Consider the following 25,259-nt stretch of genomic DNA (forward strand, 5'->3'; position numbering starts at 1 on the left):
TTGGTCAAGGATTCATGAAGATGTAAATGCGATTCTTGATATGACAAAATAGTTAGTTTTATTTGAGGTTGTTCTATGAAAAAGAAGAAAAAAATAACTGATGAAGTTTTAAGAAAATTGGTGTATTTGATTCCTGCAAGGTATTTCTATGATGGAATTGTAACAAGTGAGAAGGCTAAAGGGTATCAAGATTATATTGAGTTTCAATGTCAGACTTATAGATCAACTAAAACAAGAAAAGATTGGTATGAAGTTAAAAGACTAACTAAAGAATATGAAGAATATCTGAATAAAGAAGTTGATATAAAAAGAAAGTTGTTATTATTTGGTCTGTTGAAAAGAGATAGTAAGGAGAGAGTAGATGTCTATAATCTATTGGTTAAAAAATATCATTTGGAAAGATGGGTTTGAAGATGGCTAGAGTTATGAAGTGGTTAAGGGAAGTTTTGCGCTTTATGTGTTTGAATTATATATTGCCTATGTTTGTATTCCTTGTTGTAAATTTGATTAGTGGCAACTCTAAAATCGCTTTTGTTTTCTTTAGTATTACGCTAATTGCAGGAATTGTGATGAATTTTAGAGAATTGGATAGGTCTATATATGATAAGAATGGTAAAGATGATTTTTAAAATCATACATTATTTGATTTTAAATTCTATTGTAGGATTGGTTATGGCGCTGTTTGCGTATGTTTTGATAGGGAATGTTAAATTCTCTATTTTGTTATTTCTGATGTTTTTTGTAGGTGGTTTATTTGTTGAATGAAAAGGAAGGTTTTTATGGAGAAATTTCATGAGAAGTTAAAATTGTTAAGGAAGGAGCAGGGATTTACACAAAAAGAAGTTGCTGATTTTTTTGGGATAAACCAAGCTGTTTATCAAAAATGGGAAAGTGGGAATCGGAAACCTACCTATGAGAATTTAAGTATGTTAGCTTGTATATTTGATGTTTCTATTGATTATTTGTTAAGTGAATATTTAGAAATATCAAAAGAGAGATGTTTGGAATTTGAAAAAGAAATAAAGGAAGGAGAAAAAAAGAAAATATTAGAAGAAGATGAGTTGAAAGATTTTTGTAAAAAGCTTTCACGTTATGAGTTTGAAGATAGTGAGCGTGCAAAAAGAGTTGCTATTAAAGCTATGCGAGTAGTATTGCTTGCATTGGGTTATGATACAGATTTTGTAGAAGATAAATTTAGAACAGAAGTAGAGAAAGCTATTGTGGTAAATGGAAATGGAATTTATGACAATTTTTTTAAAACGTTTAAAGAGATTAAGACAGAATGAAGGGTTAAAACAACAAGAACTAGCAGAGATATTAGGAATAAAGAGAAATACGTATAGCGATTGGGAGAATGGAAAGACAGAGCCTAGGTTTGACAAACTTGTCAAATTAGCTGATTTTTTTGATGTTTCGTTGGATTGGTTGTTTGGTAGAAAATAAATGAAAGTTAAGAAGCGTTCTCCTGCATGATAGCTGGAAAAAATAAAAGCTAAAAAAATAGAAAAAAGAGGTATACAAAATGGCTTTAAGTGGAAAAGATAAACAAGTGATTGAGTTGTCATTGGAACTTGGTAAGAAATTGAAGGATCAAGAATTTAAGCAAGCATGGACTTTAGCTGGTGAGTTGAGTGCGCTTCTTAAAAATACTGATGATTTGAGCCTTCCATATCAAGTGATCGAATGTATCAAGAAAGATGTATCAAGTTATTACTCAATGAATCAAGAGTATAACAAGGTAACGAATCGTGCGTTTGCGATTGGCTCTAGCTTTGAGCGTTCAGCTTCAATTTAATTAAAATGGTAAAGGAAGTCAAGAGTGGCTTCCTTTTTTATTTGGAAGGAGAAATAATGAGTATTAAAGTTATTTATGATAGCTATTCTGATGTTTGTAAAAATTATGTTTATGGGAAAAGATTCCTTGACGAGCCTGAAATTGTTATTGAAAGGTTGAATGAGCATTTTGATGGTGTTGAATTTGGTCAGTTTGATGGTTGCAACCCTGATAATGTTTATATCAATTCATTTACAGAAGTTGATACACAAGAAGCCTTGATTGATTTTGCTGGTATTTTGGATCATGGAGAATATGAGCAGTTAATGAATGAAGATCGTTTGTCTGCTTATGTAGAAGAGCATGAAGAAGAAATTGTTAGTCGTTTAGAAGATTCTTATACTTTCCTTGGTCATGAAGGCGATAGCTGGTACTTCTTGCAATAAAGAATAGTTGGTATTGAATATGGCTTCAAGAGTTTTAATCAAGAATCCAAAAAATGGAAGGCAGGCTTGGTTTAGCTTGCCTTTATATTTTGGAAAATTGTCTGTGATTGGTTTGAGTGGTTCTTATGATGATCAAATTGAAATTGTTGATTATGAGGGGACTTCATTCATTGGGTATGGTCTATTTAGTGTTGCTGACTTGGAGCAGTTAAATAAGCAGGTAGAAGGTTGATTAAGGAAGGAGAAAAATGGAATTAACAGCTTTAATTATGGATAATCGGTTAAAGAAGGCTAAACAGTTTTCTTTACCTGTTGCTCCTGAATATATCGCTTCTGAATTTGGATATGATAAAGAGGATATACTTTTTACGATTCAATCTATTGAAGAATTACCTAAACTGAATGTGGAAGGTGCTACGTTATCAGATATAAATAAACTTGCTAAAGAATTGGAGTTTGTTTATGAAGAAAAGGTTTTAACGTATATTGAATTGGGAAATACTGAATTATCAGATTTATTGAATTTTGAGTTTTTGGATTGTGCATTATATCCTGAAATTCATAACGATTTTCAGTTAGGAATGTATATGGTTAAGGAGAATGGTTTTAATTTAGCCTTGTTTCTAAAATATTTGGACTATGAAAAGTATGGTCATGATGTTCGTTTAGAAGAAGGTGGTAGCTTTACTGATAGAGGGTATTTTTTACCTAAAGCAGATAGGCTGTAAGATTTTTAGTAAGGAGAAAATAAAAAATGGAATTAACAGCTTTAATTATGGATAATCGGACAAAGAAAGTAAAACAATTTTCTTTGCCTGTTGAATTTGAATATGTAGCTTCTGAATTTGGATATGATGTAGGAGATGTTTCTATAACGATTCAATCTATTGAAGAATTGCCTGATTTGGATTGTGAACGATTGAATTTGGATTTAGCGAATGAACTTGCTGAAAATTTGGAAGATGTAGATGAAGATATTGTTTTATCATTCATTGAATCAAATAGTTCTGATCCAAAGGATTTAGCAAATGCAGAATTTGATGATTGCTGGTTTTATCCTGATATTACAACTGATCGAGAATTGGGTGAATATATTGTAGATGATATGGGTGTTGAATTGTCAAGGGAACAATTAGAACGCTATTTTGACTATGAGAAGTTTGGTCGTGATGTTCGTTTAGAAGAAGGTGGTAGCTTTGTTGACAAAGGTTACTTTGTATCAAGATGATAGCAAGTATTAGGGTTCTGAATGAAGGCAATTTCGATTATCTTTGTGAGTTAGATATTATGAAGCATAGCCAAGATCAGATAGTTGCAAGATTGAAAGAATTGGGAATTGATAAAGTGAATTTCTTTGTATGTGGTATTACTGATTGGGAAGTTGATAAGATCATGTCGCTGGACGAGGTTTACTTGCTGAAAAAAGCAGTTCTTGATTTGTATGATGGTGATGATTATGTTGTGAGATTTCAGTTACAGCGATATGTTCCTATCAAAAAGATTATTTCAACCTATTATCAATTCTGTTCTAAAGATGAAGTAGCAACTGTGATTCAACTTTCAAAGAATTTAGATATTGGTCTTTTGATAAATTATTTTTTTAAGTGTGGAAATTGGGTGACAGCATTTCAAGGTTTTGTTGAGCAAGGCGAAGTGCTGAATACTCCAAAAGGATTTTATAGAAAGGTTATTCTTTAATTTAAAGGATAGGAATAAATATGTCATTTACTGTTATATTTGATGATTTAAGAGATATAGAGCGTTTGTCAAATGAGATAAAAAGAATTGTAGGAGATAACATTAGACCTGCATTAGATACAGCTTTAGAATCGAAAATACATGGACGAGAATTTGATTTTTTAAATCTTATTTCTTCAATTCGTGGTTCTGTTAGAGTTGTGCCTATAAAGTTGTTTATTCTTAAATACGATAATGGCTCTGTTAGGAAGAAGCAGATAGATTCAAAAGAATTAGATGATTCTGAATATGTCAGAATTTTTCAAGAAAATTTTGAGTATTACATGACAATTTTGGAAGAATCAGAATTCTTGTTTGGTGGTGCTGGTGGTGGAGAAATTGTTTTAGTTGAAAAATAAAAAAAGGAAGGAAAAAACTTTGAGAAATATGTTTTTAAAGAAACCACGAAAAGACAAACAACTGACAGTTAAGAAGATTAGTCAGAAAAAATCGAATCTGATTTTCATGATTAGCTTGGTTGGTTTTGTCCTGCTATGTGGTTTAACCATGTTTGTTTCAATAGCAACTACTGTGAAGATGAAGGCAAGGCTTTCTGAAGCACCTGTGGTAGAAGCTAAAAAAGAAACAGATCGTACCTTGGAACAGTTCCTAGATGGATATGTAAGTAGATACTTTACATATAATTCACAAAGTGGCTCTGCTGATGAAGATGTCGCAAAGTTAAATAATTATTATGGTGGTGTTCCTGATGTAAAGAATCAAGGTCAGACGAAGCAGGAAATGAGTATTGTTAGTGCTAGAATGTTGAGTGCTAAAGATGGTGTCGCTGTTTATCGTGTGATCTATGATACGAAGAAAGATGATAAGAATCAACGTGTAGGAATTGAATTTACGATTCCATACGGTGTGAAAGATGGCAAGTATTATGTAAGTGGTTTGCCTTGGTTCTCTCCTGTGAGCGATTTTAAAGCTGAAGGGGTAGAAAAAGAGAATCATGTTGCGCTAGTTGGGAATGATGAAATTGAGGAAGGTAAACGTAAGAAGTTAGTTTCATTCTTGGAATTGTTCTTTAAGAATTACACTACCAGTCAAGCAAACTTGGATTTGATTTCTAATGGAATTAAGTCCATTGGTGGTGCAACGTTTAAGAGTTTAGATTATACCTACTTTAAAGAAAAAGATGGGAAAATTTATGCTTATGCTCAAATTACTCTTGATGTAGCTGGTACAACTCATAGTGAAAATTTTAGCTTTGAGTTAAGAGAAGATAAAGATAGTTACTTTGTAGAAAAAATGGATCATACGATTCCAGTAGATTTTAATAAAAAAGATGATAAAGGAGAATAAAACAAATGGCATTATTTCAATTTTTAGTTTCAAAATTCGGTATCCCAGCAGTAGCATTTTTTGCTGGTATGAAGGCTCTTAAAGCATGGAAAGAGCAACAATTAGGAAAACTGGTTGTGATTGTATTGGTTGCAGGGTTCATTTTGTTCTTTTTAGAAAATCCTGAAACAGTATTAAATGCGACTAAACCTATTTGGTCAAAATTGATTGAAGTATTTAAGTAGGTTAGAGGAATGGAAAGAAAAGACAAGAAGCTGTATGTGTATACGACAGCATTTAGACAGCCTGTATGGATTCATAAATTAAATGAAGAATTTAGTTTACCATTTGCAATAAAAATGTCAGCGATTGTCTATTGCCTAGTGATTCTCGTGATAGCATGGTTTTTACTAGGCTTTATTCCTTCTTTGGATTGGGGTTGGCGCTTTATGGCTTCTGCATTTATAGGTTGGAAATTTGGGAATCTATTAGCTGATTATAAAATAGATGGTAAAACATTGTTTCGATTTATTTATGAGTATTTAATATTTTGGAAGCAATATGATAGTCAAAGAAAGGAAATGTATATTTGTAAAGGAAAAAAATATGAGAAAGTGAGAAGTATTAAACGTGGAATTATCGAATAATATTTGGTCGATTGCTGATGGATTGATTTTATTGAAAGATGGGACGGTTTTGTCCGTATTTGAGATTGAATCACAAGTCGTTAATACGATTGAAGAAAGTAAAAAGGAAACAAGTAAGGATATAGTCTATAATTGTTTGGCTAGTTTGGCTGAATATAATGATTTAAGTATTCATAGTATACATATTGATTTGGAACTAGCTAAGAAGATTTCTTTATTGGCGCAAGATATTGAGCAAGGTCAAGGGACAAGTGCATTAGGGAATTATATTATATCCACAATGAAGTCACGTTTGGAAGAAGAAGTAAGCTATCTTTTTGAATATAAGCATTATCTTGTAGTTCCTTTGAAGTCAGTCAATGTGACCTCTGATTTTAAATTGACGGTTGAGCAAACAATAACAACTTATCGTCAAGATTTGATGAAAATGATTGGTTTTGAAGAATTGCCGAAGGTTGATTGGTGGAAAGCGTGGCAGAATCAAAAAGATATGATTCAAACTAAAATTCATGCTTTGAATGTGAAAGAAGTATCAAAAGCTGATTTAGAATTATTGAATCGCCTTCATTTTCTTGGTGGTCAACACTATGATAAAGAAAGTGAATTGATTGCTCTTGAAAATTCGATTGAAAATGTAGATGAAACGATTATTGAGGTAGTGGATGGAAATGCTTTGAAATTGACTAATGGTCAAGAAACAAGTTATGTAGCAACAATTCCAATTGTTTCATATCCTAAAAATGTATCATACCTTCATTTGCAGGAAGAATTACAAAATTTAGAGTTTCCAGTTGATAGTGTATACAAGATTCGTTTTTCAACTCAAAAAGGTTTCTTTTCTCTTTTATCAAGAGCAAGAAATAAACGTAAAAATTTAGGGAATACTGTAAATGAAACAGCTGAAAATGATGATGTTCAGAAAATTGAAGTTTTAGAAAGTCATGAATTGCTAGAAGATTTTCAGGAGAAGCATGATAATAAAGAATTGATGATTACTTATCTTCATACCTTAACCATTACAGCAGATAGTTTGGAAGAATTGAATCTTAAATTTGATATTCTGTTTGCACGATTGAAAGAATTGGAAGTAGAAGTTGTCAAGGCTGTTGCAGATCGAATCTATCTATTTTATAAGAGTAGATTGACAGAAATTCTTGATAATAAGAAGGAGTCATTTCTACAATATGGCAGTTTGCGTGGATTATGTGAGAATCTGATGTTTACAACAAAGAAGGTTGGAACAGAAGTTGGTTTTCCGATTGCACGTGTAGATAATGAGATTTCTTCATGGTATGGAGATTTTCAAAAGGCTCTTGATTCAAGTACAAATATTGTATTTTCTAACTTGTTACAAGCTAATAAAGTTGGAGTTAAGGGGAAAGAAACAAGCAATCCTCATACAGCAATAACTGGTTCGACAGGGAATGGGAAGTCATTCTTAACTAAGTTATTATTTACCTATCACTCATTATTGAAAACAAAAGTATTGTATATTGATCCAAAAGCAGAAATGAAAAGACAATATCAAGCTGTACTTTCAAAATTAGAAGAAGAAGGAGAGTTTGAGGAACTTCAAGAATATATCAAGTCAATCAATTTTGTGACTTTGAATATGAAAGATAAAAATAATAGAGGTGTTCTTGATCCATTCTCATTCTTACAAGATGAAGCTGAATTGACAGAGTTAGCAACAGTTCTTGTTGGTTCTGTGCTGGATAAGGATACTTATATTAAGGTTCAACCTCATCTGCTAGATTCGATTGATAAAGTGATTGAACGTAGAAATGCTGGTGAGAAAGTAGGAATGTTGCAAGTTTTCGATGAATTGGAGAAAAATTCAAAAGAAGAAGTTTCTACTGCTGGTTACTTTTTAAAAAGAATTTCAAGAAATTCTTTGTTATCACTTTGCTTTTCTGATGGTAGTCAAGAAGTCTTAAAGCTTGATAATAAAATTACAATTATTGAAATTGCAGGTTTAGATATGCCAAAAGGTACGGATAAAGATGAAATGACTGAAACACAATTAAGAAGTTTAACAGTTATGTATGCTTTGACCTATTTCTGTGCAATTTTCGGTGAACGTGAAAAGGATAAGGAAACAATGCTTTACTTAGATGAAGCATGGCAGATAATGGCAACTCCTGCTGGAAGGCAAGTTGTCAATCGTATTAAACGTACTGGACGATCATTCAATAATTTCCTAGTGCTGGTTACTCAATCCGTAAAAGATTTGAAAACAAGTGAAGATGGAACTGGATTTGGTACGGTATTTGCTTTTCCTGAGAATTCTGAAACAGAAGCTATTTTAGAGCATTTAAGAGTTGAAAATGATGAATCGTCACGAGCTTGGCTTGAAAATCAAACAATGGGGCAGTGTATTTATTATGATACGTTTGGACGAAAAGAACGTATTACAGTAGATGGTACGATTTATCCTGAATTGATGGAGTTATTTGAAACGGTAGAATCAGAATTGGTTGCAGTATAGGGGGGAATTATGAGAAAAAATATTTTACTAGTGTTTATTTGTTCTTTTTTTATTCTTCCAATATTTGCAAAAGCAGATTCACTTTCAGATATACTTCCTAAGAATAATTTTGACATTATTGAGTTTGACAAGAACACGAATAAGCCTAAGTTAGTTGATCCATCTGAAAGTACGAAAAAAATATTGGATGATGTAAAGAAGGCTCGTGAAGAAAAAGAAGCCTTGGAAAAGAAGGAATCAGAACATAGTAAATTAAGTTATAAAAATTACAAGTCTAAACTGTCTGATTTAACAAGTAAGGTTTATTTTGATAAAAAATTCTTTGGATTTGATTCAAATGTCAATTATTTCTTTAATTCGCTAGTTCAAGCAGTTTTTTGGTTAGGGAAAATTATTTTCTATGTAACAGCAGAAGTCTATACTTCTGTTGAGGGAATGAGTGATGTTAGTGGATTGTTGAATGAAACGGTAAAAAATTCTAGTAAGGTATTTTCTTCTTTGTTTAATACAGAAATAATTTATTTGGTCGGTGCAAGTATGGCAGTTTATTTACTGTATTTATTTGCGACTGGTAAGGGAAGTTTCTTTAAAACATTGATAAAAATGTTGTTAATTTATACCTGTATTGGAGTTTATTTTATTCAACTTTCTGTGAATGGCCAAAATAAATATTTGATAACTCATGTATATGATGCTTTTAGGACAACAACCATAACTCTTAATGGTGAAATTACGAAAACATTAACTGGTGAAAGTAAAGATGGAGTGGAAACATATTTTTCAGAAACCTTGTTGAAGGGATATAAGTATATGAATTCTCCTGTGAATGACAAAGGCGAGTTTGTACTTTCTGAGAAAGAATTTGAAGATTTAGCTAGTTATAAACAAGGTGATGGAGATCATTTAGTTGGAGATAAAAAAATCAAGGATATTGCAAAAGATAAAGATCCTGAAAATAAAATGTTGAAGAATGAGTGGGGGTTGAAATTCATGTATGCCTTCGCTTCTGATGTCGATATTATAGTGATGGGAACGATTTATTTATTGCTTGGATTGTCACGATTCTTTTTCTTGATTGTATTTATCTTATTGATTGTATTGTTGCCATTTATTCTTATTTTGAGTTTATTTCCTAAGATGGAACATTTGCTAATAGGATTTAATAAAAAGGCTATTTCAATGCTTGCTTTATCATCTATTATGCTTTTAGCAACTAGTATATTTTCCTTCTTTTACAATACTTTAACTGGATTTATTTCTACTGCTGTTGGTGGTGATTTATTAGTTACCGTATTCTTAAAAGGTGTATTGTTATATTTGATGTGGAAATATAGACATTCTCTTCTATCAGCGTTTTCAAGAGTAACCAATAGTCCTATTGGGAAGATTGGTAGAGAAATCAGCAATTCTCAATCCGTTAAGAATCTCAAAGAAAGATTATCAAAATCAGGTAAGATTGGTTTAAGTGCAGGAGTAGCTGGCTTGAAAGTTGGTGGTCAATTTACCAAAGGTGGCTTGAAGATGGGTAAAGATAAGTTGGGAGAAAACCTCAAGTCTTTACGCAAAGAAAGTCCATTGGTAGATAAGGTTGCTGAAAAAGGAGAAGCGGTTAAGAATCGTATGGATTCAATGAAGGAACGTAAGAATAGTTCTGTCAATGCTTTGAAAGAAAAAGGTAGTCGAACCTTAGCTAAACTCTATGGAGTCCGAGCCAATGCCTTTAAAGAAGGTAGTGACAATAGAAAACTGTTGAAAGAGAAAATGGAGTATAGAGATAGTCAAGCTGAAAAATATGCTGGTCAGAAACAGGCTTCTCGTGAGTCAATTCAACGGTTGAAGGAAGAACGAGTCAAGAAGAGAGAAAAGCAATTCAAAGAAGGTCAGGAACGGTCTGCAAAACAAAGCAAGCAGATTCCAAAGACTTTTAATCCTAAAGTAGTTGGTCGGAGAAAAACAGTTGTAAAAAATCCTAAAAATGAAGAAATAACTTCTAAAGCAATTTTAAGTAATCAAACTAAAAAACTGAAAGCTAGAAAGAGGAGAAAGGTTGAAATTTAATGGGTAAAAAAACAGCTAAACGATTTAGCTTATTAGTTGGAAGTCTTTTACCTATTCTATTAGTACTTCTCTTAATTATTTTAAGTGTGATTGGAGTTATTTCTGCTGGTGGTTCATCAGATTCTACGACTGGGAAAAGAACACGTTTGACAGCGCAAGAAGTAGCACAAAAAGCCAATATCTCTGTTGAAAGAGCAGAAGATGTGATTAAGATTCTAAACTGGCAACTCTCTAAAGAGAAATTCACTTTAGAGGGTGCTAGTGGATCGCTTGCCAATGCTGAAAGAGAAAGTGATTTTGATCCTAAACTAACGAATCCATCAGGTGGTGTTGCTGGGTACTTCCAGTGGTCAGGCTGGGACGGTAACACAATCAATGGTGATAGATGGGCGAAGGCTAGTTCTCGTACCTTAGATAGTACGGTAGAATTAGAGTTAATGAGTTATGAATTGAATCATGGCTATAAAAAAGTAAAAGACTATATGCAAAAGGCAACTGATCCTTTTGAAAGTGCAAAATATTGGTCTGAACATTATGAAGGTGTGTTGCTTTCAGACGGTCAGACAAAATTAGAGAAGCTGGAGAAGGATAGTAAGAAGTGGTATGAAGTCTTTAAGGGTACAATTGAATCTGATGGCTCGTCAGGTGGAAATGCAATAGCTGGTAGCTTAGATGTTCCTGCTGGTCAAGTGGCAAGGGAAATACCTAGTGGATATTCGATTGATAAGGAAATTACAAAAGATGGCTATATTACTCAATCTTATCCTTATGGGGAATGTACTTGGTATGTATTCAATCGTGCAAAAGAATTTGGAATAAATTTTGATCCATACATGGGGAATGGTCAGGACTGGGCGCATAAGTCAGGCTATGAAGTTTCCAATACTCCTACGAAACATTCTGCTGTTAGCTTTCAGGGAAGGCAAGCAGGTGGTCATCCGACTTATGGTCATGTGGCTTTTGTAGAAGATGTAAAAGATGATGGATCAATATTGATTTCTGAATGTAACTTTGTTCAAAGTGGTCAGGGAACAGGAATTACAAACTATCGTGTATTTACTGCTGATCAGGCAAAAGAATTTTTATATGTAACTGGAAAATAAAAGAAAGAAAAGGAAAGAAAAAAATGAATAAAAAAATTGTAACGTTAGCGTGTGTAACGCTATTGAGTGGTTTAGTAGCTGGTGTAAATGCTGATGAATTGTCATTGGGTGGAAGTGTTGATTCTAAAGAAGATACTGCTGGTTTAGTTGTGGCAGAACAGCCAAAAGAAGAAAAGCCTGCTGTTGATCTTGGTGTTCAAACTGAAGGTGAGAATCTTGATTTAGGTGGTAAAACTGAAAAAGAGCCTTCACAAGATAATGCAGGTGTAGTGGTAGAGCCTACAACTCCATCTGAAAAGCCTAAAGAGGAAAAACCTAAAGAAGATAAACCTTCTGAAAATTTAGGTAAGGAATCTGAAAAAGAGCCTTCAAAAGATAATACAGGAGTTGTAGTAGAGCCTACAACTCCATCTGAAAAACCGAAGGAAGATCAACCAAAAGAGGAACAGCCAAAAGCTGATACTCAAAAGGAAGATGATTCAAAAGTTCAGGAAGATAAGAAGAAGGCTGAAGATAATGTTGGTGTGAAAGAATCTGATGATCCTAAACCATTGAATGTGACTAAAGAAGATATTCAAGAACAGCCTATTGAAACAAACACTGGTCACAAGGTAGTTTCAACGAATCAAGGAAAAGTTGTAGTTGAAACAAGCGAAGGTGATTATGCTGAGAAAGAGCCTTACGAAGTAGGTGCTGTGAAGCAGAAAGATGGTACTATTGCATTGAAAGATAAAGAAGGTCAATTAAAAGTCCTTCCGAATACTGGGACATCTAGTACAATTTTTACTACTATTTGGGGCTTTGTAGGATTGATTGCAACTGTGATTGGTAAGCGTAAATTTGATTAAAAACAGCAAGGTAGGGTAGTTCCTACCTTGTTTTTTCTTTTTAAGAAATATGATAAGATAGAAAGGAGAAAAAATGATTGAGGAGTATTCAATTATGGATTGGGTAACACTTAGTGGAATAGTTGCAACGATAGCTTCATTAGTTGGTATTGCTATTAAATTAGCTAGAGATAATAGTGGTCTTAAAGCTGAAATGAAGGCATTGTCAAAAGAACGTGAAATGGAACATGATAGCTTATCTAGTGAGCATAGGAACTTATCTAGTGAGCATAGTGGCTTATCTAAAGAACATGATCGTTTGTCACAAGAAAATGCTTCTATCAAAAAGGATACAGAATATATTTCTGATGAGATGAAGTATGAAAAAGAAGCTAGAAAAAATCTATATAAAAATAGTTCACGTGCTAAAGAAATCTTGGAAACAATGGATTTGATGAAAGAAGTTGTGCTTCAGAATTCAAGATTGCATGAAGAAGTAACAAGATTGACAGTAGCGAATCAGGAACTTTCTAAGCCTAAACAAAATAATGAACTAGACAAGGTGTTTCGTATTTTAGGAAGAATAGAAGGACAGTTAGCTTCTCTCGAAGGTTATCGTGGTACAGAAGAAGTACAAGTAGTTTTGAAACGTGTTGAAAGTGAACTGTTGGAATTGAATAATTAGTGTAAGTGACAATTTTAGAAAAAGTGATATAATAAAAGAAAGTGAAAGGAGAAGGAATCATGATTAAAGAGTTTGGTGTTACAAATTTAGAAGTAACCAAAGAAGATATTTCTAAAAATCCTAACAATCCTATTCTGCGTATGTATGATGATGATGAATTGATTGGAACATTTAGTATTCTTACAGGTGAAGTTGTGGAAAATTTAGATTTAGCAGACTATGATATACGATTTGCGCAAAAACAAATTGAATTAAATCGTGATAACTACCTTGAAACGTGGAAGGACTACGTGGGGTTATTACATGCCTAAGTATTCTTTTTTGAAGTATGGTATTGAAATTCGTCCGAATGAACATAACCATAAAGGTCAGATGGCTCATATTCATATTTATATTCATGGTGAAGAAGTTGGATCAATGTTTTTAAATGGTGAACTTCGAGATGGAAAATTAAAATCAAAAGATATGAAGATAGTAAGGCAGTATGTTTTAGAAAATGCAGATGAACTTCAGGCATTATGGAATGAATACCAAAATAGTGCATATTAAGAATAATAGTAAAAAAAGCAAGTCAGAGATGGCTTGTTTTTTGTTGTGTGAAGGAGAAAAAATGAAAGAGCAGAAACAAGTATTTAATATTGAAGTTCCGATTCCTGCTGATATGGTTTTGATTAGTCGTTCTGAATACTTAGATTTGATTCAAAAAGAAGAAGTTGGCCAATGGTGGACGATTGATAAGGTTGAGGAATTATTATCAATTAGTAAGAGTAAATTAGTAAATGATATTTTATTGAATCCTGCGATTAAAAAAGAAGTGGATATTGAGCAGAATGAAGATGGTTTTGTGTTATATCCAAAAACAAAGGGTTCACCGTATAGATTCCTTGCAAGGAAAACTAGAGAATACTTTGATAAAAACTATCAAAGAATATTATTGATGTTATAATGGAATAGTGATGATTGCTATTTAGGAAGGGGGAATTGTGGCAAGTTATCGACAACGTGGGAAAAGTAAACTTTGGGATTATCGAATTTTCGATAAGCAAGGGAAAGTTGTTGCGACAAATTCAGGCTTTAAGACGAAGCGTGAAGCTATGAATGAAGCGCAAGAGAAAGAACGTAGGCTGTTTCAATCAAATTATACAGCTAGATTTGATAGTAAGGCTACCTTGTATGGATTGTGGCAAGATTGGTATGATCTTGTGATATTGCCTTCAGAAAAGGCGAATGGAACGAAGGAAGGGTATTATTCAAGAGGTAAGGTGATAGAAAAACTATTCTCAGATATACCAGCTATGAGCCTTAATCATCAGGAATATCAGTCACGTTTAAATGATTTTGGAGAAAATGTAACGAAGGATCATTTAAGAAGAATCAATGCTGATATAAGGTCAACGATTAAATTTAGTCAAAGAAGCGGCTTGCAGATAACAGATATTACAGAAGATGTTAAAATCTATGGTTTGGAAGCTGGGAATATAGATGATAAGTATGTTCATAGTATTTCTGAATATAAAGATTTGTTATCTCATTTACAGTCGAAGTTTAATTATAGAGAATCTGTGATACCATATCTGTTATATTTTCTATTTAAGACTGGATTCAGGGTTGGTGAAGGTATGGCAGTTTGCTGGTCTGATATTGATTTTGAAAATAAAACAGTTAGAACATATCGGAGATATATAGGAGATAAGCAGGAGTTTGCACCTCCTAAAACGAAAACCTCGATTAGAGAAATTCCTATTGATGATGATTTAATACAAGTTTTAAAATCATTGAAAGTGGAACAGGGTAAGATTCTTTTTGATCGTGAAGAATTGAAGAAACATGATCTAGTATTCTATGATAGAAGATATAAAATACCTACTAATTCAGGTTTAAATAAAAGCCTAAAGGTTTGTTTAGATGAATTAGGAATAGGAAGTCAGGATATGACAGCGACAGCAGGTAGACACACTTATGGATCATATTTGTTGGCGAATGGAATTGATATTTGGGTAGTTGCTAGGTTGCTTGGTCATAAGGATATACAGCAGATTATCAGGACTTATGGTCACGTGTTGCAAGAAGTTATTGATAAAGAATATGAAGTTGTCAGGGAAATAATGTTGGATAAAGAATAGAATTATTTTGACCAAAAATTGACCAAAAGTATTCAAAAGCCTATTAGAATAGGGTTTCTAAGCCTTGGTTCGATGCTTGCAGGGGGCATATCAAGAAACATAAAAAAACACTGGAAAACCAGTGTTTTTTTCTTTGACCAAATGTTGACAAACGTCATAAGATATCCATGGTGTGGTATAATAGGCGTAGAATGTTTAGGAGAAAGAGATGAAAAAAGGCTTATTAATTGGCTGCTTATCCATGGTTATAATATTCGCAATATTCATAATCCTTAGTCCTATTATTGCGATGATGGATACGTGGGGTCTATTTGCCCATGCAAGTCGGAATGAACTTGAGCAAGCTGTGCATCGTTCTTATGAGAACTACGGTCTTACAGGGCAGTTTGAGCTAGAAAAATACGAAAAAAACTATACAAGTGTAGGAGGATTTGTAATCCATGGTACTTACACTGAAAATATAGATGGTAAAACCTATCAGGCTAATTCTCGTTTTGAATACTATACTCGTCCTTCGGAAAACAAAAAGTATAAAAAGACGGATGCAGAAGTAGATTATGAACAAAACAAAAAAATTTATCACGCTTTTCCAGAACTAGCCTATCTAGGGATTGAGATTAGTCCAGGCACTAGCGAATTTTTGAAAACATTGGACACTTCAATAACAGATCCTAAAATGACGGATTTGAAGTATGAAGGGATTGATTTTCAATTTAATAGTAGATCTGGTAATATTCACCTTTATGATGAAATCTTAGAGGAAAATAAAAAAAATGGACAAGCATTACAAGGGATGTATCCCATGGATGCTCAATATCTTTTCCAAAAAGATATTTTTATACCAGAATTTCAATTTCGATACTACACTCCAGAAGACAAGAAGGATCAGTTATATGATGCCTATCTTGAAGACCTTGAATCGCAAATGAAAGAGTTTTTTAACAATCAACCCTTACCAGACGGTCTTTATGCTGTAAAGATTGATAAATATGAAGGGGATAAACTTGTCAATAATAATGGTGGCTATTATGTGAAGATTGAGAATCATCAAGTTGTGGAGTTTATCAAAGATTTACAGCAGGAGTTGCTTTATCAATAACTGACATTTATACAAATAAGAGGAATTAATTACTTGATAAATTTTCGATAAACAAAATCATCTAAATATAAAAGAAAATAAAAGTTCAATCAAATATTGTACTAAGTTAACAAAATTCCCATTAATATGTTTTTCTCAAGTATATTTATATTCTTGTATTGAGAAGAAGTTGATAGAATAAAGCGTAAGTTACGCTTTTTTAGTTTTATAAAATGAAGAAACATGTTTTAAAAAAATTATATTCTTTTTTTGCTAAAAATATTTTATAATGATTTGATTTTTGAGGAAGGAAAGAGTAAAATAAAATTAATATAATGACTGGTGAGGAGTTTTATTATGAATGGTTTAGTTTTGGGTTTGGATATTGGTATTGCTTCAGTTGGAGTAGGTATTCTAAAAAAAGATACTGGTGAGATTATCCATGCGAATTCTCGGCTTTTTCCAGCTGCAACAGCTGATAATAATGTTGAAAGAAGGGGCTTTAGAGGGGGGAGAAGATTAACTCGTCGAAAAAAACATCGTAGTGTTCGCCTTCATTATTTATTTGAAGACTTTGGTTTGTTAACTGATTTTTCTAAGGTGTCTATTAATCTAAATCCTTATCAAATTCGTGTGCAAGGATTGGATAAACGATTAACTAACGAAGAGTTGTTTATAGCCTTAAAGAATATTATTAAGAGACGTGGTATTAGTTACTTAGATGATGCTTCTGAAGATGGCGGTACAGTATCATCTGATTACGGTAAGGCAGTTGAAGAGAATAGAAAGTTACTTGCTGAACAAACACCTGGTCAAATCCAACTAGATCGTTTCGAAAAATATGGTCAGGTCAGAGGAGATTTCACTGTTGTAGAAAATAGTGAAAAACTAAGATTAATTAATGTTTTTTCAACATCTGCTTATAGTAAAGAAGCCGAAAGAATTCTTAGAAAACAGCAGGAATTCAATAATAAGATTACAGAAGGTTTTATAGAAGATTATTTAACAATCCTTACTGGTAAAAGAAAATACTACCATGGGCCTGGAAATGAAAAATCACGGACTGATTATGGAAGGTATACTACTAAAAAAGATTCTCAAGGTGAGTACATAACCTTAGATAATATTTTTGGTATCTTAATTGGTAAATGTACATTTTATCCTGATGAATATAGGGCTTCAAAAGCATCATACACTGCTCAAGAGTTCAACTTATTAAATGATTTAAATAATTTAACTGTTCCAACGGAAACCAAGAAATTGAGTGAGGAACAAAAGAAAACTATTATTGAGTATGCGAAGACAGCAAAAACATTAGGTGCTGCAACACTATTGAAGTATATTGCCAAAATGATTGGTGCTTCAGTTGATCAGATACACGGATATCGCATTGATTCCAATAAAAAACCTGAGATGCACACTTTTGAGGCTTATCGAAAAATGCAATCATTAGAAACAATCAGGGTGGAAGAGTTACCGAGAAAGGTCATAGATGAGCTTGCTCATATTCTAACCTTAAATACTGAGCGAGAAGGTATAGAAGAAGCGATTAATGCTAAGCTAAAAGATATATTTAGTCAAGATCAAGTACTTGAATTGGTTCAATTTAGAAAAAATAATAGCAGTTTATTTAGTAAGGGATGGCATAATTTTTCTCTAAAACTCATGATGGAGCTGATTCCAGAATTATATGAGACTTCGGAAGAGCAAATGACAATTCTTACTCGATTAGGCAAACAAAAATCTAAAGAGACATCAAAACGAACCAAGTACATAGATGAAAAAGAATTAACAGAAGAAATCTATAATCCTGTCGTGGCAAAATCTGTCAGACAAGCTATAAAGATTATCAATGAAGCAACAAAAAGATATGGGATCTTTGATAATATCGTTATTGAAATGGCACGTGAAAATAATGAGGATGATGCAAAGAAAGAGTATATCAAGCGTCAAAAAGCAAATCTAGACGAGAAAAATGCTGCTATGGAAAAAGCGGCTTTCCAATACAATGGGAAAAAAGAATTACCGGATAACGTTTTTCATGGACATAAAGAATTAGCAACTAAGATTCGTTTGTGGCATCAACAGGGTGAAAAGTGTCTTTACACTGGAAAGAATATTCCAATTTCAGATTTGATTCAAAATCGGTACAAGTATGAAATTGATCATATTCTACCTCTATCTTTATCGTTCGATGATAGTTTATCTAATAAAGTCTTAGTACTTGCTACAGCGAATCAAGAAAAAGGGCAACGGACACCATTTCAAGCTTTAGATAGTATGGATGATGCTTGGTCCTACAGAGAGTTCAAATCATATGTAAAAGATTCAAAATTACTAAGCAATAAAAAGAAAGAGTATCTTTTAACGGAAGAAGACATTAGTAAAATTGAAGTCAAGCAAAAGTTTATAGAACGAAATCTGGTTGATACACGATATTCCTCTCGAGTTGTTTTAAATGCTCTACAAGATTTTTATAAGGAGCATCAATTCGATACAACTATTTCGGTAGTACGGGGACAATTTACCTCGCAGTTAAGAAGAAAGTGGGGGCTTGAAAAATCTCGTGAGACCTATCACCATCATGCTGTAGATGCTTTGATCATTGCTGCATCTAGTCAATTAAGATTATGGAAAAAACAGAATAATCCTCTGATCTCTTATAAAGAAGAGCAATTTGTGGATCAAGAAACGGGTGAAATTATTTCATTGAGTGACGATGAATACAAAGAGTTAGTATTCAAAGCGCCATATGATCATTTTGTTGATACGTTGAAATCTAAGAAATTTGAGGATAACATTCTATTTTCTTATCAAGTAGATTCAAAATATAACCGAAAGATTTCTGATGCAACAATTTACGCAACAAGAAAAGCGAAATTAGATAAGGATAAATCTGAAGAAACTTATGTTCTAGGTAAGATTAAAGATATTTATAGTCAAGCTGGATATGATGCATTCATTAAAATTTACAATAAAGATAAAAGTAGATTCTTAATGTATCACAAAGATCCGCAAACATTTGAAAAGGTAATTGAAGAAATTTTAAGAACCTATCCTTCTAAAGAATTGAACGAGAAGAATAAAGAAGTCCCTTGTAATCCTTTTGAAAAATACAGACAAGAAAATGGGCCAATAAGAAAATATAGCAGAAAAGGTAATGGTCCAGAAATTAAAAGCTTGAAATACTACGATAATAAATTAGGTAACCACATTGATATAACACCTGATAAAAGTAATAATAAAGTTGTGCTTCAGTCTATTAATCCTTGGAGGACAGATGTATATTATAATAATAAGTCAAAAAAATATGAGTTTCTTGGATTAAAATACTCTGATTTATATTTTGAAAAAGGTACTGGTAAATATAAGATTTCAAAAAATAAATATGATGTTATTAAAAAATTAGAGGGTGTTGATGAAAAATCAGAGTTTAAGTTCACTTTATGTAAAAATGATTTGATTTTAATAAAGGATGTTGATACAGGGCAAGAACAGTTGTTCAGATTTTTATCAAGAAACAATAAAGGAAAACATCAAGTTCAATTAAAACCTATTGACAAATCGGATTTTGAAAAAGGAGAAAAATTGATTGATATTTTTGATACCGTTCCGAATAGTACTACACAATGTGTAAAGGGCCTAAATAAACCAAATATTTCTATATATAAAGTTAAGACTGATATTTTGGGTAATAAACATTTCATTAAAAAAGAGGGTGAAGAACCAAAACTCAAATTTTAAAAAATTTTTTAAAAAAGAGTTGCAAACGCTTTTACAATGTATTATAATATCAAGTGTAAGGGACGCCTTACACAGTTACTTAAATCTTGCAGAAGCTACAAAGATAAGGCTTCATGCCGAATTCAACACCCTGTCATTTATGGCGGGGTGTTTTCGATTTGTAAAGAGGATAAGAGAATGACTTGGAGAATTGTACATGTTTGTCAGAGTGAAAAAATGCAATTAAAGCTGGATAATCTTTTGATTAAGAAGATGGGTGAAGATTATGTTATCCCCTTGAGCGATATTTCTATTATTGTAGCAGAAGGAGGAGAAACGGTTGTAACCCTAAGATTGTTAAGTGCCTTAAGTAAGTATAACATTGCGTTAATCGTCTGTGATAATGAGCACTTACCGACAGGGATATATCATTCACAAAATGGCCATTTTAGAGCCTATAAAAAGTTACAGGAACAATTGTTGTGGACGCAGGAACAAAAAGATAAACTGTGGCAGATAGTGACCTATTTCAAAATAAATAATCAACAAGATGTTCTTTCAATGTTTGAGAAGAATATTGAATGTATTCAGCTATTAGCAGACTATAAAGATCATATTGAATTTGGAGATAGAACTAATCGAGAGGGACACGCAGCCAAAGTTTATTTCAATGAATTATTTGGTAAGAAATTTGTACGTCTTACTCAACAGGAAACTGATGTCATCAATGCTGGTCTAAATTATGGCTATGCGATTATGAGAGCACAGATGGCACGTATTATTGCTGGTTATGGATTAAATCCCTTAATTGGAATTTTTCATAAAAACGAATACAATCAATTTAATTTGGTAGATGACTTAATGGAACCTTTTAGACAGATTATTGATGTTTGGGTTTATCAAAATTTACGGGATGAAGAATATTTAAAATATGAGTTCAGATTGGCTTTAACAGATACATTGAATGCAAAAATTCGTTATGGAAAAGAAACTTGTTCTGTAACGGTAGCAATGGATAAATATGTTAAAGGTTTTCTAAAATGTATATCAGATAAGGATACTAGTAAATTCTACTGTCCGATCGTTTCTAGTGTAGAATGGAGTTAAAGAAATGAGGTATGAAGCATTGAGATTGTTGTGTTTTTTTGATCTTCCTATGGATACGAATCAAGAAAAAAGAATCTATCGTAATTTCCGAAAAGATCTAATTGCTAATGGTTTTGAAATGTTGCAGTTTTCTGTTTATTATAGAACATGTCCAAATCGAAGTTTTGCTAGTAAATTCTATAAAAAATTAAGTCAAAGTAATTTACCTAGTGGGAATGTCCGCTTACTAGCGGTTACTGAGAAGCAGTTTTCTGAAATGGTTTTGATCATTGGTGGGAAAACAAAACAAGAAGAAGTAGTCAGTGATAATAAGTTGGTAGTTATATGAAAATGAATATCAGTCATCCATACAAGGATAATATTACATTGAGTTTTGGACAGTTTACTCAAGTTGTAGGTCAAGATCAACAATTAAAGTACTATATTTGGCAAATCCTATTATGGTATTTTGGAGGCAAAAAATATAGCGAAGAAGATCTAGTCCTATTCGAACAAAATGAACCCAAAATCTTAATAGACGATATGGTGGTTTCCCGTTCAGAATTTAGGGTGATTCAACTATCGAATATTAATGATCTAATTGAGCAAATGGAGTATAAAAAAGGAACGATAGCTTATGATTATCTAAAGAAAAAGATTAATACAGTGGAGATGATGGAGCAAATTGAAAATATCAATGATCATCTAGATAGGATTTCTTTGCTGTTGAATCAGAATTTGAATCTACAACTAGATGGTATTAACTATCATACAGAAGCGAAATATTTTAATGCAGACCAATTGATCCAAAAAAATTTTCTGCCCTATTTTGGACAGAACGATAAAAATATATCCTTTGAATTTATTGATAATAAGACAAAGTTTTTATTATTTCTTTCGATGTTGGAAGGTGTGGTTATGGAGCGTTCTGAGAAGATCTTACTTGTTCTCCGAAACATGGATGATTATCTCTCTTATAAGGAATTTGTTGAGTGTTGTGAACAATTAGAGCAATTAACCATTCGCTGTAACATGTTGTACACTATTTCATTTCCTTCAAATGAAGGATATCTTCATGTCACGAAAGAAGTACTAGAGGAGATTAATATTGTTTCAGATTACGTTGATCATTTCTATTCATTAGAATTTATGTACGAACGTTTTGCTAATCAATATCCAATAAATCAAATACCTGATAAGCAAGTTTTTTTATCATCTTTAAGAAAGATTGGGCCTTATTTATTTAGTTCTGACATTCTCCATATGAGCTTATCAATTGAAGATCAAGTAGCATTGAGGATATTAAACAATTTATATCAATATAAAATGAAAATTAAATTCCGTATTGAACCAGTTAACCCAATGTTATTAAAGTATTTAGAAGAATAGTATTGACGAGTTAGGATTAAGACTTTATAATGGTTTTGAGCTACAAAAACCAAAATTGACGAATTTGAGGTTTTTGTACTCTCAAGATTTAAGTAACTGTACAACGCTCTTTGGGTTAACTGGGGAAATGATTGGGGTTTTTGTACTCTCAAGATTTAAGTAACTGTACAACTCAAGAGATGAGCAACCTTGGGAACGCTGGTTTTTGTACTCTCAAGATTTAAGTAACTGTACAACCTATCTCTACAATCATTTTGAGATTACTGAGTTTTTGTACTCTCAAGATTTAAGTAACTGTACAACATGTTGACCATCCGCTAGACCCTACACTGTGTTTTTGTACTCTCAAGATTTAAGTAACTGTACAACAACTTTTACTTGTCATCCAACTAAGTTTTTGTTTTTGTACTCTCAAGATTTAAGTAACTGTACAACATCTATGTTTACTTCTGATTCTGGAATTATGTTTTTGTACTCTCAAGATTTAAGTAACTGTACAACTGTCCGTCTTGGTCTTTCTGTTTGTTCAAGTTTTTGTACTCTCAAGATTTAAGTAACTGTACAACTGATTGATCACTTTGTCGTTTACCCTATCAGTTTTTGTACTCTCAAGATTTAAGTAACTGTACAACTGTTTTCTATGGTACCAGTATCAAATTCCAGTTTTTGTACTCTCAAGATTTAAGTAACTGTACAACAAACTTTGTCATCGGTGGGCGTGGGATTGGGTTTTTGTACTCTCAAGATTTAAGTAACTGTACAACTGCTCCTTCTTCTTATCATATAAGCGCAGTGTTTTTGTACTCTCAAGATTTAAGTAACTGTACAACCAAGTCAGCACCACCGTACCATTGGATTGGTTTTTGTACTCTCAAGATTTAAGTAACTGTACAACCTTCCTGGTATCATACCCCTAAAAGCTCTCGTTTTTGTACTCTCAAGATTTAAGTAACTGTACAACATAAGCGTAAGTAGACGTTTTGCTCAGTATGTTTTTGTACTCTCAAGATTTAAGTAACTGTACAACAACAGGAGCATAGCATAGAATGGGAATTATGTTTTTGTACTCTCAAGATTTAAGTAACTGTACAACCCATTTCTTCTCCTTACAATTTGGTTGCTAGTTTTTGTACTCTCAAGATTTAAGTAACTGTACAACCATCCTGTTATTACGGATGTATTTGACGTTGTTTTTGTACTCTCAAGATTTAAGTAACTGTACAACATTCTTTTAGTAGTATTATCCGAAGCTACGGTTTTTGTACTCTCAAGATTTAAGTAACTGTACAACCATGTAAGTTACCTCCTTTACTTGACTTCAGTTTTTGTACTCTCAAGATTTAAGTAACTGTACAACTGTTTTTTGTATCGTCGCGACACAAAGTCCGTTTTTGTACTCTCAAGATTTAAGTAACTGTACAACTACAAGCAAGCTTTTTCTTGTCCTCGTCATGTTTTTGTACTCTCAAGATTTAAGTAACTGTACAACAAAGTGGCTTTCAGCCCCTTTATAGATCAGGTTTTTGTACTCTCAAGATTTAAGTAACTGTACAACAGTAACGTCAAGGCAGGTTAGTTCTTCCTAGTTTTTGTACTCTCAAGATTTAAGTAACTGTACAACATACATATTCCATGTTTTACCTCCTTTCTAGTTTTTGTACTCTCAAGATTTAAGTAACTGTACAACCCATTTCTACTCCTTACAATTTGGTTGCTAGTTTTTGTACTCTCAAGATTTAAGTAACTGTACAACAAGTCCAGCAAGTTTCTTGTAAACAACTCCGTTTTTGTACTCTCAAGATTTAAGTAACTGTACAACTGCCATAAGGCGAATCTGTTGTTGAGTTTGGTTTTTGTACTCTCAAGATTTAAGTAACTGTACAACATTCTTTGTGAAAATACAACTTCACTGTGCGTTTTTGTACTCTCAAGATTTAAGTAACTGTACAACAAGTAACCTGGCCATAATTCAGTAACTTCAGTTTTTGTACTCTCAAGATTTAAGTAACTGTACAACCATGATGATAGTTTAGTGCTTGGTCGAACTGTTTTTGTACTCTCAAGATTTAAGTAACTGTACAACATTTCATGTTTAGAGGGCTAACAAAAACAGGTTTTTGTACTCTCAAGATTTAAGTAACTGTACAACTTTTTATAGATTGTTTGTGGGTCAGTCTTAGTTTTTGTACTCTCAAGATTTAAGTAACTGTACAACTACTGCTTTATCAAGGTCTACCTCAGCTAGTTTTTGTACTCTCAAGATTTAAGTAACTGTACAACTTGACCTCCCTGATGACGGCTTGCCATTTTGTTTTTGTACTCTCAAGATTTAAGTAACTGTACAACTTGTCAAGTTTGTCAAAAAGTGTGTTGTCTGTTTTTGTACTCTCAAGATTTAAGTAACTGTACAACAATCAAAATTGAAAATACCACTAACAAGGAGTTTTTGTACTCTCAAGATTTAAGTAACTGTACAACCTTGGTTTGAGGCCACTTGGTATAGAGGCTGTTTTTGTACTCTCAAGATTTAAGTAACTGTACAACTCGCTCTTCACGTTGACGAAGATGACGCCCGTTTTTGTACTCTCAAGATTTAAGTAACTGTACAACAGAGGCTACCTCTTTGTTATCAATCCACGCGTTTTTGTACTCTCAAGATTTAAGTAACTGTACAACTAAGATTTTTCTTGTCCGGAAGCATTCAAAGTTTTTGTACTCTCGAGATTTAAGTAACTGTACAACTTTTTGTTCCATCCCACTTCCAAACGGCAAGTTTTTGTACTCTCAAGATTTAAGTAACTGTACAAC

The 25,259-nt window shown here is 32.7% G+C and carries 28 protein-coding genes and 1 CRISPR repeat array (1 of these 29 running past the window's edge); all 28 genes read left to right on the forward strand.

The window, feature by feature from the left end; genetic code table 11:
* Window positions 1-75 precede the first annotated feature (75 nt).
* The 28 genes from QM923_RS01955 (at window position 76) to csn2-St (ending at window position 22,451) form a co-directional block, all read left to right on the forward strand.
* Complete coding sequence (locus QM923_RS01955; RefSeq protein WP_414290664.1) at window positions 76-411, forward strand: hypothetical protein; 336 nt, start codon at window positions 76-78, stop codon at window positions 409-411.
* A 2-nt stretch (window positions 412-413) separates the two neighbouring features.
* Window positions 414-629, forward strand: coding sequence for a hypothetical protein (locus tag QM923_RS01960; protein WP_414290665.1), 216 nt, complete (start codon window positions 414-416; stop codon window positions 627-629).
* A 150-nt stretch (window positions 630-779) separates the two neighbouring features.
* Complete coding sequence (locus QM923_RS01965; RefSeq protein ID WP_414290666.1) at window positions 780-1,286, forward strand: helix-turn-helix domain-containing protein; 507 nt, start codon at window positions 780-782, stop codon at window positions 1,284-1,286.
* Complete coding sequence (locus QM923_RS01970) at window positions 1,243-1,443, forward strand: helix-turn-helix domain-containing protein (RefSeq protein WP_414290667.1); 201 nt, start codon at window positions 1,243-1,245, stop codon at window positions 1,441-1,443. The genes QM923_RS01965 and QM923_RS01970 overlap by 44 nt, the downstream gene beginning before the upstream one ends.
* Before the next feature lie 79 nt (window positions 1,444-1,522).
* Window positions 1,523-1,795: a hypothetical protein gene (locus QM923_RS01975; RefSeq protein ID WP_263393796.1), complete on the forward strand. Its 273-nt coding sequence runs from the start codon at window positions 1,523-1,525 to the stop codon at window positions 1,793-1,795.
* 56 nt (window positions 1,796-1,851) lie between these two features.
* A complete protein-coding gene (locus QM923_RS01980) occupies window positions 1,852-2,220 on the forward strand; it encodes a hypothetical protein (RefSeq protein WP_414290668.1) in 369 nt (122 codons plus the stop codon).
* 19 nt (window positions 2,221-2,239) lie between these two features.
* Window positions 2,240-2,452, forward strand: coding sequence for a hypothetical protein (locus QM923_RS01985; RefSeq protein WP_006150002.1), 213 nt, complete (start codon window positions 2,240-2,242; stop codon window positions 2,450-2,452).
* A gap of 16 nt (window positions 2,453-2,468) precedes the next feature.
* Window positions 2,469-2,948 carry an antirestriction protein ArdA gene (locus QM923_RS01990; RefSeq protein WP_414290669.1) on the forward strand — a complete coding sequence of 160 codons (480 nt, stop codon included), beginning with the start codon at window positions 2,469-2,471 and terminating at the stop codon, window positions 2,946-2,948.
* 26 nt (window positions 2,949-2,974) lie between these two features.
* Window positions 2,975-3,448, forward strand: coding sequence for an antirestriction protein ArdA (locus tag QM923_RS01995; RefSeq protein ID WP_414290670.1), 474 nt, complete (start codon window positions 2,975-2,977; stop codon window positions 3,446-3,448).
* Window positions 3,445-3,918, forward strand: a complete 474-nt coding sequence (locus QM923_RS02000; RefSeq protein WP_414290671.1) for a hypothetical protein — start codon at window positions 3,445-3,447, stop codon at window positions 3,916-3,918. Before QM923_RS01995 ends, QM923_RS02000 begins: the two co-directional genes overlap by 4 nt.
* A gap of 20 nt (window positions 3,919-3,938) precedes the next feature.
* On the forward strand, window positions 3,939-4,316 hold the full coding sequence (locus QM923_RS02005; RefSeq protein ID WP_414290672.1) for a hypothetical protein: 378 nt from the start codon (window positions 3,939-3,941) through the stop codon (window positions 4,314-4,316).
* A 28-nt stretch (window positions 4,317-4,344) separates the two neighbouring features.
* Window positions 4,345-5,265, forward strand: coding sequence for a conjugal transfer protein (locus tag QM923_RS02010; RefSeq protein WP_414290673.1), 921 nt, complete (start codon window positions 4,345-4,347; stop codon window positions 5,263-5,265).
* A gap of 5 nt (window positions 5,266-5,270) precedes the next feature.
* Entirely contained in the window at window positions 5,271-5,489 is a 219-nt protein-coding gene (locus QM923_RS02015; RefSeq protein WP_414290674.1) for a TcpD family membrane protein, read from the forward strand.
* Window positions 5,490-5,498: 9 nt separating this feature from the next.
* The gene (locus QM923_RS02020; RefSeq protein ID WP_414290675.1) at window positions 5,499-5,891 is read left to right on the forward strand and encodes a TcpE family conjugal transfer membrane protein; all 393 of its coding nucleotides are present in this window, start codon (window positions 5,499-5,501) and stop codon (window positions 5,889-5,891) included.
* Window positions 5,875-8,379 carry an ATP-binding protein gene (locus tag QM923_RS02025; RefSeq protein WP_414290676.1) on the forward strand — a complete coding sequence of 835 codons (2,505 nt, stop codon included), beginning with the start codon at window positions 5,875-5,877 and terminating at the stop codon, window positions 8,377-8,379. The genes QM923_RS02020 and QM923_RS02025 overlap by 17 nt, the downstream gene beginning before the upstream one ends.
* A gap of 9 nt (window positions 8,380-8,388) precedes the next feature.
* Window positions 8,389-10,437, forward strand: a complete 2,049-nt coding sequence (locus QM923_RS02030; RefSeq protein WP_414290677.1) for a hypothetical protein — start codon at window positions 8,389-8,391, stop codon at window positions 10,435-10,437.
* Window positions 10,437-11,540, forward strand: coding sequence for a phage tail tip lysozyme (locus tag QM923_RS02035; RefSeq protein ID WP_414290678.1), 1,104 nt, complete (start codon window positions 10,437-10,439; stop codon window positions 11,538-11,540). Before QM923_RS02030 ends, QM923_RS02035 begins: the two co-directional genes overlap by 1 nt.
* Before the next feature lie 23 nt (window positions 11,541-11,563).
* Window positions 11,564-12,388, forward strand: coding sequence for an LPXTG cell wall anchor domain-containing protein (locus QM923_RS02040; protein ID WP_414290679.1), 825 nt, complete (start codon window positions 11,564-11,566; stop codon window positions 12,386-12,388).
* 73 nt (window positions 12,389-12,461) lie between these two features.
* On the forward strand, window positions 12,462-13,052 hold the full coding sequence (locus QM923_RS02045) for a hypothetical protein (RefSeq protein ID WP_414290680.1): 591 nt from the start codon (window positions 12,462-12,464) through the stop codon (window positions 13,050-13,052).
* Between the two features lie 59 nt (window positions 13,053-13,111).
* Window positions 13,112-13,363, forward strand: coding sequence for a hypothetical protein (locus QM923_RS02050; protein WP_016466026.1), 252 nt, complete (start codon window positions 13,112-13,114; stop codon window positions 13,361-13,363).
* Entirely contained in the window at window positions 13,356-13,601 is a 246-nt protein-coding gene (locus QM923_RS02055; RefSeq protein ID WP_006150004.1) for a DUF4160 domain-containing protein, read from the forward strand. Before QM923_RS02050 ends, QM923_RS02055 begins: the two co-directional genes overlap by 8 nt.
* A 61-nt stretch (window positions 13,602-13,662) precedes the next feature.
* On the forward strand, window positions 13,663-13,998 hold the full coding sequence (locus QM923_RS02060; protein ID WP_414290681.1) for a DUF771 domain-containing protein: 336 nt from the start codon (window positions 13,663-13,665) through the stop codon (window positions 13,996-13,998).
* A 37-nt stretch (window positions 13,999-14,035) separates the two neighbouring features.
* The gene (locus QM923_RS02065; RefSeq protein WP_414290682.1) at window positions 14,036-15,175 is read left to right on the forward strand and encodes a site-specific integrase; all 1,140 of its coding nucleotides are present in this window, start codon (window positions 14,036-14,038) and stop codon (window positions 15,173-15,175) included.
* 208 nt (window positions 15,176-15,383) lie between these two features.
* Window positions 15,384-16,274 (forward strand): hypothetical protein, encoded by an 891-nt coding sequence (locus tag QM923_RS02070; protein ID WP_414290683.1) that lies wholly within the window; start codon window positions 15,384-15,386, stop codon window positions 16,272-16,274.
* Between the two features lie 336 nt (window positions 16,275-16,610).
* Window positions 16,611-19,997: a type II CRISPR RNA-guided endonuclease Cas9 gene (cas9, locus tag QM923_RS02075; protein ID WP_414290684.1), complete on the forward strand. Its 3,387-nt coding sequence runs from the start codon at window positions 16,611-16,613 to the stop codon at window positions 19,995-19,997.
* Between the two features lie 177 nt (window positions 19,998-20,174).
* Entirely contained in the window at window positions 20,175-21,083 is a 909-nt protein-coding gene (gene cas1, locus QM923_RS02080; protein WP_414290685.1) for a type II CRISPR-associated endonuclease Cas1, read from the forward strand.
* Window positions 21,084-21,087: 4 nt separating this feature from the next.
* Entirely contained in the window at window positions 21,088-21,411 is a 324-nt protein-coding gene (gene cas2 / locus QM923_RS02085; protein ID WP_003016415.1) for a CRISPR-associated endonuclease Cas2, read from the forward strand.
* Window positions 21,408-22,451 (forward strand): CRISPR-associated protein Csn2-St, encoded by a 1,044-nt coding sequence (gene csn2-St / locus QM923_RS02090; protein ID WP_414290686.1) that lies wholly within the window; start codon window positions 21,408-21,410, stop codon window positions 22,449-22,451. Before cas2 ends, csn2-St begins: the two co-directional genes overlap by 4 nt.
* Window positions 22,452-22,520: 69 nt before the next feature.
* A CRISPR array of direct repeats spans window positions 22,521-25,259; the repeat unit is 36 nt; unit sequence GTTTTTGTACTCTCAAGATTTAAGTAACTGTACAAC; it runs 724 nt beyond the window's last position.

This window comes from Streptococcus infantis (assembly GCF_047463275.1).
GTDB classification, from domain to species: domain Bacteria; phylum Bacillota; class Bacilli; order Lactobacillales; family Streptococcaceae; genus Streptococcus; species Streptococcus infantis_AF.